The organism is Streptomyces thermoalcalitolerans (genome assembly GCF_039525155.1).
Taxonomy (GTDB): Bacteria; Actinomycetota; Actinomycetes; order Streptomycetales; family Streptomycetaceae; genus Streptomyces; species Streptomyces thermovulgaris.
Genome location: NZ_BAAAHG010000102.1, coordinates 1 through 7,738 on the forward strand (window position 1 = coordinate 1; position 7,738 = coordinate 7,738).

A 7,738-nucleotide genomic window follows, 5' to 3' on the forward strand; every position below is an offset into this window, starting at 1 on the left:
CGAGCAGGGCGGCGTCCGGGGGCGGCGGGCCCTCCGGGACCGGCGCGGGCGCGGTGCGCGGCGGGGTGCGGTAGGAGGCGGTCCGGGTGACCACGACGTCGCCCTCGGCGGACTCGGCGGCCGGGGCGTGGCCCATGGCGCGCAGCCCCTCGAGGAGGGTGGCCGGACCGGCCTGCGCGGCGAGCACGGTGGGCGCCAGGCGGCGCAGGCGCAGAGGAGCGGACCGCTTGTCGGCCAGGATCTCGTCCAGCAGCGTCTCGTCGTCGCAGCGCACATAGGCCGAGGCGGCGCCGACCCGCAGATGCCCGTGGCGGCGGGCCGCGTCGTCGATGAGGTAGGTGAGCGGCTGCGGCACCGGGGTGCGGGAGTGCGCGGCGAGGAAGGCGTGCAGGCCGGCGGCGCTGTGGCCGGCGTCCAGGGCGCGGCGTACGGAGGCGGGGGTGAAGCGGTAGACGGTCGCGCCGCCCTTGGACTCCACGTCCGCGAGCAGGTCCAGCATGTCGGCCAGCGGCCGCTGGAGCGGCCCGGGCGCCACCGCCGTGAGGTCCGCCTGCAGCAGGACGTGGTCCAGGGGTTCGGGCAGGAGCGGGGCGAGGATGCGGGCCGCGGCGGCGGTCCGTTCGGCGAGGGAGGGGGGCTCCGGCGGCCCGGCGTCCGGCCCGGGCCGGTGAGGCTGAGGGTGCTTGTGGTGGTGGACGGGGAGTTTGTCACCGGGCCCCACGGGCTCGGCGTGCTGTCCGGCTGCCGGGGCGGACGGCGGCTCGGCCGCCGGTGCGGGCGGGGGCGCGCCCAGCAGCGCGCGTCCGTGCGCGGACAGCGCGCCGCGCCCCGTGACCCCGAGCAGCTCCGCCTCGGACAGCGCCCACCGGGCCAGCCTCTCGCGCAGCTCGTCCTCCCGCCGCACTCCGCGCGGCGGCCGTTCCCAGCGCAGCCGGGCCAGCACCGACTCGGCGGAGGGCGCGGCGCCCACCGGCAGCCCGGCGAGCAGGGTGAGCACCCGGTGCCGTACCTCCGGTGCCGCCGAGCGGTCCAGTCCGGGGCCGAGCGCCGACAGGGTGCGGTCCTTGGCGTCCCGCTCGCCGACCAGTCCCGGGACGCGCGTGGAGACGAGCCAGGCCGCCGCGAGATGGGCCCAGCGTTCGGCGGCGGGCCGCTCCCGCCACTCGTCACAGGCGGGGGTGGGCGCGTACCGCTCGTCGGCCTCCCCGTCGGAGGCGACCAGCCCGGCGAGGTAGGCGAGCTCGACCCAGAAGGCGGCCACCGGTTCGGGCACGTCGAGGGCGACGGCGGTGCGCTTGAGGTCGCGCACGCTCAGGCCGCCCGCGCGCAGCACGTGCGGCCCGCCCTCGTCCCATCCCTTCAGCAGTTCCTCCACGGTGGCCAGGGCGGTGTGCGCCTGTCCGGCCGCCGTCGCATCCACAGCCTGTGGATGGTGGGCGGCGGCCGTCTCGACGGCGGGCGGCACCGGCTCGGGCGTGCGATGGGCGCGGCCTCCGCGCAGATGCAGGGCCACCTCGCGGGGGAGGACGACGGTCCCGGGCGCCGCGGGCAGCAGCAGCCCCAGGTCGAGCAGCCGGCGAAGGTGCGGCGCCGGTTCGGGGGTGACCTGGCCGTACGGCGGGCCCCACACCAGGCGGTCCAGGACGGCGAGGGAGTCGGCCGGGAGCTCGGAGAGCAGCGCGGACATCCGCTCGCGGTCGGTGAACAGGGCGGTGAGCGAGGCGACGGCGGAGACGGAGTCGTGCGTCGAGGGCAGACCGACGGCGGCCAGGATCTCCTGGATCCGCCCCGGTGACATGCCCGCCGTCGCCTCCCGCACGGTCGGCCCGAGGCCGGTCGGGGAGGGACGCCGCGGCTGCGGGGCGAGCACGTCGCGGGCCGTGCGCACCAGGCGCAGCCGGTCGTCGTTGCCCCAGACGAGGGCCTGCTCGCGCAGGGTGTCCAGGGCGCGGGGCAGCGCGGCGGCGACGACGGGGTCCCGGTCGTCGGAGGCCATCAGGCCGAGCAGTTCGTCGTAGGTCGCCGGGTCGCCGGCCACCGCGAGGGCCTGGGCGGTCTGCAGGGCGAACCGGTCCAGCCGTTCCAGGGCGCGCACCACCGAGGCGCGGGTTCCGGCACGGGTGGCGAGCTGGGTGAGGTCGGCCGGGACCGGTGTGACGAGGTCGGGACGGCTGCGCAGGAGGGCGGCCAGGGAGGCGTCGTCGCGCGCGCGGAGCGCTTCCGCGAGGGACCGCGGAGCCGGCGGTTGCTCATCGCTGCTCATCCGACCCACGGTAGCGGGTCGCGGTCCAGGGAGGACCGTGCCCTTGGTCCCTGATCGGCTCGTGGTCCCTGAGCGGCTCTTGGTCCCTCATCGGCTCGAACGGTCGCGTCCCCCGGCTGTCGTACGGGCCGCGCGGGGTCGTCCTGCGCTACCGTCGTCCCGCGGGAGCATGGGCCAGCCACCCCGGAGGGGTTCCGTGGGGATCGAGAGCGATCAGGTCGTCTACGAGTATCTGAGCCGCGTCGGGGACGTCGCTCAGCAGCGGCATCTGTCCTCGGCCGCCCGGATGCGCCTGGTCGCGGAGCTGCGCGACGAGATCGAACGGCGCCGTGCCAAGGCCGTGGTGGACAGTCCCGCCGCCGTCCGCCGCATCCTCGCCCGGCTCGGCAGCCCGGACGAGGTCGTCGCGGCCGCGGGCGGCACGGAGACGGGCGGCACGGGCGCGGCGGAACCGCGGGCGCCGGAGCCGGCCGTCCCCGCGCAGCGGGACCCCAGGACATCCCAGGCGTCCCCGGTGTCCGAGCCGTCCGGTGCATCCGGGCCGTCCGAGCCGTCCGGTGCATCCGGGGCGTCCGGGACGGATCAGGAGCAGCCGAAGGGGCTGCGCAAGATCGTGCCCCGGCCGCTCGTGCCCCGGCCGCGCTCGTCGCAGCCGAGGACAAAGCCCGCACCCCTCGACGGCCCGTCCCCGCCGCATCTGGCGACCGCCGCCGAGCTCGGCGACGCGACGGCCCGCCCCGACTGGTGGAACCTGGACGGCCCCTCGCTCGGCATCGGGGACGAGGTGCCCGGCTTCGTGGGCGGGGTGGAGGTCCCGGAGCTGCTCAAACCCCCGCCGCCGAAGGAACCGGCCGAGCCCGGCCCCGACCCCGAGAAGGCCGCCGGCACGGACACGGCGGCGGAGGAGGAGACGGCCGAGCCGCAGAAGGCGCCGGCCGCGCGCCGGCGGCTGGGCCTGTCCCTGCTCAAGGGGAGCCGGCGCAACCCGCTGCTGCTGCTCGCGGCCGGGCTGCTGGTCGCCGGCGCGGTTCTCGGCAATCTGTTCGCGCTGCTGCTCGGCTGGCTGATCGCGTACGGCTCCCGGCGGCTGACCCCGACGGAGTCCAAGTGGGCCGTCATGGGCCTGCCGGGCCTGGCGCTGACGGCCGGAGCGGTGTGGCTGTGGGGACGCGCCGACGGCCGCTGGGGCACCCCCATCGCCCAGGGGCAGATGAGCGACGCGGTCCAGCAGACCTGGCCCTGGGTGGTGCGGACCGCGGCCGTGCTCTCGGCCCTCTTCCTGATCTGGCGCGCGCAGCGCCGCCAGTGAGCACCGCCCGCACCGCCCGCACCGCCTGCACTGGCAGCACCGCCCGCACCGGCGGCACCGCCCGCAGGGCCCGCCGGCGATAGCTGTACGTCACACGGACCGGGCGTCCGCCCGCCCGTGCCCCTGGGCAGAATGGCCCATATGACCTCGCGCCCCCTGACCGTCGGCTTCGACCTCGACATGACCCTCATCGACTCCCGCCCCGGGATCCGCGCCTGCTTTCTGGCGCTGTCCGAGCGGACGGGGACGTACATCGACGCCGACCTGGCGGTCACCCGGCTCGGTCCGCCGCTCGAGCAGGAGCTGATCAACTGGTTCCCGGCCGACGAGGTCGAGGCCGCGGGGAGCATGTACCGGGAGATGTATCCGGCCTACGCCGTCCCCGCCACGCCCGCGCTGACCGGCGCCCGCGAGGCGATGGCGGCGGTAAGGGAGTTGGGCGGACGGGCGATCGTCGTCACCGCCAAGTACGAGCCGAACGCCAAGCTGCACCTGGAGCACCTGGGCATCGAGCCGGACGCGGTGATCGGCGATCTGTGGGCCGAGCAGAAGGCCCGGGCGCTGCGCGAGTACGGCGTCGGCGTGTACGTGGGCGACCACGTCGGCGATGTGCGCGGCGCCCGTACGGCGGGCGCCCTGTCGGTGGCGGTGACCACCGGTCCCTGCGACGAGCGGGAGCTGCGGGCGGCGGGCGCGGACGTCGTCCTGCCGGACCTGACCGGGTTCCCGGAGTGGCTGTCCGGCTACCGGGAGTCGCCGCGCGCCTGACGGCGGCTCGCCGCGATCGACCGCAGCAGACCGATGCCCGCGAGCAGGAAGCCGACGCCCATGAGCATGCTCAGGCCGAACATGTACGTCGGGAAGGGCTTCGTGCCGAGGAACAGCGGCGCGATCGTGACGAGCGTGGCCACCGCGCCGACGAAGAACACGACGGCACCGGCCCGGATCAGCCACTCACCGGCCGCAGGAGGGTTCGTTGGGGTTTCTTCACGCACCCGGTCAGGGTAGTTCCCCGCAGGGTTCGTGTCGGTGTCGGTCGGGAGCGTACGGTCCCAGCAGCCGCCGGGGAGGAAACAAGTTGCAGCCGCATGTCCTCGGTGTGCTGAGATATGCCCGTGTCCCCCCGCCTCGGGCGAGCGTGCAGCCCGTGCACCGGCCGGCCGGGTTCGGCCGACTGGCGTGGGCGGGCTTGACGAGGGGTAAAGAAGCTGGGGAGGCTTCGGGACAACGGCAGGCACGAGCGAGCGCTAGATAGCCTGACCTGCGGCAACAGTGGTTCGGCTCACCGGTGAGATGGGGTGCGTGCTTTGCCTACCGGCAAGGTGAAGTGGTTCAACGCTGAGAAGGGCTTCGGCTTCCTCTCCCGCGACGACGGCGGTGACGTCTTCGTCCACTCCTCGGTACTCCCCGCCGGAGTGGAGACGCTCAGGCCGGGACAGCGGGTGGAGTTCGGGGTGGTCGCCGGGCACCGTGGCGACCAGGCACTCTCCCTGACGATCCTGGAACCGACGCCGTCGGTCGCCGCCGCCCAGCGCAAGAAACCGGACGAGCTGGCCTCCATCGTGCAGGACCTGACCACGCTCCTGGAGGGTATCGCCCAGGGGCTGGGGAACGGACGCTACCCCGACAAGTCCACCGGCAGGAAGGTCGCCGGCATGCTGCGCGCGGTCGCCGACCAGCTGGACGTATGAGCGTGCGACGGCGGGACCCGGCCGACGGACCTGGGACCGGTCCCGCGACCCGGGCCGCGGGACCGGTCCGGATCACGGGAAGACGAGCGCGTTCGGGCCGAGGGGCGGTACGAGCCCCTCGGCCGCCGCACGTGTGAGCAGCCCGCGGACCGCCGCATAGCCGTCCTCGCCGAGGTCGGCGGTGAACTCGTTGACGTACAGGGCGATGTGCTGGTCGGCGACGGCCGGGTCCATCTCCTGGGCGTGCTCCATGACGTACGGCCGGGAGACCTCCGGGTCGTCCCACGCGGCCCGCACGGACCTGCGGATCGCGTCGGCGAGCCGCGTCAGCGTCTCCTCGCCCAGCGACCGCTTGGCGATGATCGCCCCCAGCGGGATCGGCAGCCCGGTGGTGGTCTCCCAGTGCTCGCCCATGTCGGCGAGCTTGTGCAGGCCGTAGTTCCGGTACGTGAAGCGTGCCTCGTGGATGACGAGTCCCGCGTCGACCTTCCCGTCCCGCACGGCCGGCATGATCTCGTGGAACGGCATGACCACGATCTCGCCGACCCCGCCGGGGACCGTGTCCGCCGCCCACAGCCGGAACAGCAGGTACGCCGTCGACGTCTCGCTCGGCACGGCGACCGTACGGCCGCTCAGACCGCTGTCCGGCTCCCGGGTGAGCACCAGCGGCCCGCAGCCCCGGCCCAGCGCACCGCCGCACGGCAGCAGCGTGTAGGTGTCGAGGACGTACGGCAGCACCGCGTACGACACCTTCAGCACGTCGTACTCGCCGCGCTGGGCCATGCCGTTGGTGACGTCGATGTCCGCGAAGGTGACGTCGAGCGCGGGCGCGCCCGGGACACGGCCATGGGCGAGGGCGTCGAAGACGAAGGTGTCGTTGGGGCAGGGCGAGTAGGCGATCCGCAGACGCCGGTGGTCAGGACTCCTGTCAGGGCTCATGGGGATTCCACCTCGCAAGGACGTCGGTGAGCTTCCCGAAGCCCTCGGTCAGGGCCGCCAGGGCGTCGCCGATGCGCCAGGCGGCACGGTCGCGCGGGCCGACGGGGTTGGAGACCGCACGGATCTCCAGCACCGGGACATGGTGCGCGGCAGCCGCCTCGGCCACCCCGAACCCCTCCATCGCCTCGGCCAGGGCACGGGGGTGACGGGTGCGCAGGGCGCCGGCCCGGGCGGCGGTGCCGGTCGCCGTCGAGACGGTCAGGATGGTTCCGGTCCGGGCCCCGGTGGCCTCCGCGATCACTCGTACGAGTGCTTCGGGCGGACGGTGGGTGATGGTGCCGAAGCCGAGCTCGGTCACCGGAAGGAAGCCGTCGCCGGTCTCGGCGCCCAGGTCGGCGGCGGTGATCTCGTCGGCGACGACGAGCGAGCCGAGGGGCGCGGCGGGCGCGAAGCCTCCGGCGATACCGGCGGAGACGACGAGGTCGTAGGGGGTGCCGCCGAGTGCGGCGGCGGTCAGGGCGGTGGCGGTGGAGGCGGCGGCCCGGGCCGGGCCGACACCGGCGGCGATCAGATCGTGACCGCCGCGGCGGTGCACGGTCACCCCGGGCAGCGGCAGCTCCCGCACGGGCCCCGTGAACGCCCGCGCCACCGCCTCCCGTTCGGCCGGGACCGCGGTGGCGACGAGTACGCGTACGGAGGACACCGGCTGCCTGGTCAGGAGTCCTTCAGCAGCTTGAAGGACCACAGGCCCAGCACGTCCTTGTCCCCCTGCTTGATGGAGACCCAGGTGGAGTTGCCACTGGCGCCGTACTGGGCGTTGAAGAACACGCTGCCGGGGATGGCGCGGTAGGTCTTCGTGCTGGAGTCGGTCAGCGGCTGCCCGTTCATCAGGATGGTCCAGCCCTTGTCCGCGATGGCCGGGTCGACGCCGAAGCGGACGGTCTCGTCGGGGTCGACCTTGATCGACGTGTCCGACTTCAGGCAGCTCAGCAGCTTGGAGTCCTTGATCGCCTTGCCGTTGTCGTAGCAGGTGGCCTCCGCGTGCACCGAGGAGTCGCCCACGGTGATCGTGGCCAGCGGCGTCGGCTTCTCGCAGGCCGACAGGGCAAGCAGTCCGGCGGAAACGGCGCCGGCGGCGGCGACGGCGCGGCGGCGTCGCACGGCGGATTGCAGCGTGGTCATGTTCGAAGGCTATCTGGCGCACCCGACCCCCCACCCACGCGGGGTACGGCGGGTCGGGGAATGGGGCCGCGCACGCGGCCCCATTCGTGCCCGTTCGCGTCCGCCGAGGGTGGGTGTGCGGACGTGTTGCTGGTGGGTGGGGGTGCGGGTGTGGGTGTGGGGGTTAGCGGGGGTTGAGGCTCCAGCGGGGGCCGTGCGGGCCGTCCTCGATGACCAGCCCGGCCTGGTGGAGCCGGTCGCGCAGGGCATCGGCGGTGGGCCAGTCCTTGCGCGCCCGCGCCGCCTCCCGCTGCTCCAGCACCATCCCCACCAAAGCGTCCACCACCTGGTGCAGATCCTCCCCGCCCCCGGCAC

General features: G+C 74.6%; 9 protein-coding genes. 3 read left to right on the forward strand and 6 right to left on the reverse strand.

All coding sequences use genetic code 11. The features are described 5' to 3' along the window. A partial coding sequence (locus tag ABD224_RS28615; protein ID WP_344055124.1) for a helicase-associated domain-containing protein occupies window positions 1-2,263 on the reverse strand: 2,263 nt, incomplete at its 3' end. Between the two features lie 196 nt (window positions 2,264-2,459). On the opposite strand from ABD224_RS28615, the gene ABD224_RS28620 reads away from it, so the two are divergent. Together ABD224_RS28620 and ABD224_RS28625 are read left to right on the forward strand one after the other, a co-directional pair. Next, window positions 2,460-3,572 carry a hypothetical protein gene (locus ABD224_RS28620; RefSeq protein WP_344055126.1) on the forward strand — a complete coding sequence of 371 codons (1,113 nt, stop codon included), beginning with the start codon at window positions 2,460-2,462 and terminating at the stop codon, window positions 3,570-3,572. Between the two features lie 141 nt (window positions 3,573-3,713). Next, window positions 3,714-4,340 (forward strand): HAD family hydrolase, encoded by a 627-nt coding sequence (locus ABD224_RS28625; protein ID WP_344055128.1) that lies wholly within the window; start codon window positions 3,714-3,716, stop codon window positions 4,338-4,340. On the opposite strand, the gene ABD224_RS28630 is transcribed toward ABD224_RS28625, so the two are convergent. Next, complete coding sequence (locus ABD224_RS28630) at window positions 4,316-4,567, reverse strand: hypothetical protein (protein ID WP_344055130.1); 252 nt, start codon at window positions 4,565-4,567, stop codon at window positions 4,316-4,318. The two genes, ABD224_RS28625 and ABD224_RS28630, sit on opposite strands and share 25 nt — an antisense overlap. 312 nt (window positions 4,568-4,879) lie before the next feature. On the opposite strand from ABD224_RS28630, the gene ABD224_RS28635 reads away from it, so the two are divergent. Beyond that, window positions 4,880-5,263 (forward strand): cold-shock protein, encoded by a 384-nt coding sequence (locus tag ABD224_RS28635; RefSeq protein WP_344055138.1) that lies wholly within the window; start codon window positions 4,880-4,882, stop codon window positions 5,261-5,263. 72 nt (window positions 5,264-5,335) lie between these two features. On the opposite strand, the gene ABD224_RS28640 is transcribed toward ABD224_RS28635, so the two are convergent. From ABD224_RS28640 to ABD224_RS28655, 4 genes are all read right to left on the reverse strand, one after another. Further along, window positions 5,336-6,202, reverse strand: a complete 867-nt coding sequence (locus ABD224_RS28640; protein WP_344055132.1) for a 1,4-dihydroxy-6-naphtoate synthase — start codon at window positions 6,200-6,202, stop codon at window positions 5,336-5,338. Further along, entirely contained in the window at window positions 6,192-6,905 is a 714-nt protein-coding gene (locus ABD224_RS28645) for a futalosine hydrolase (RefSeq protein ID WP_344055134.1), read from the reverse strand. Before ABD224_RS28645 ends, ABD224_RS28640 begins: the two co-directional genes overlap by 11 nt. Window positions 6,906-6,916: 11 nt before the next feature. Then, window positions 6,917-7,384, reverse strand: coding sequence for a DUF2771 domain-containing protein (locus ABD224_RS28650; protein ID WP_344055136.1), 468 nt, complete (start codon window positions 7,382-7,384; stop codon window positions 6,917-6,919). Between the two features lie 163 nt (window positions 7,385-7,547). After that, window positions 7,548-7,738 (reverse strand): CysS/YqeB C-terminal domain-containing protein (locus tag ABD224_RS28655; protein WP_425581021.1); only part of this gene is annotated, 191 nt, incomplete at its 5' end.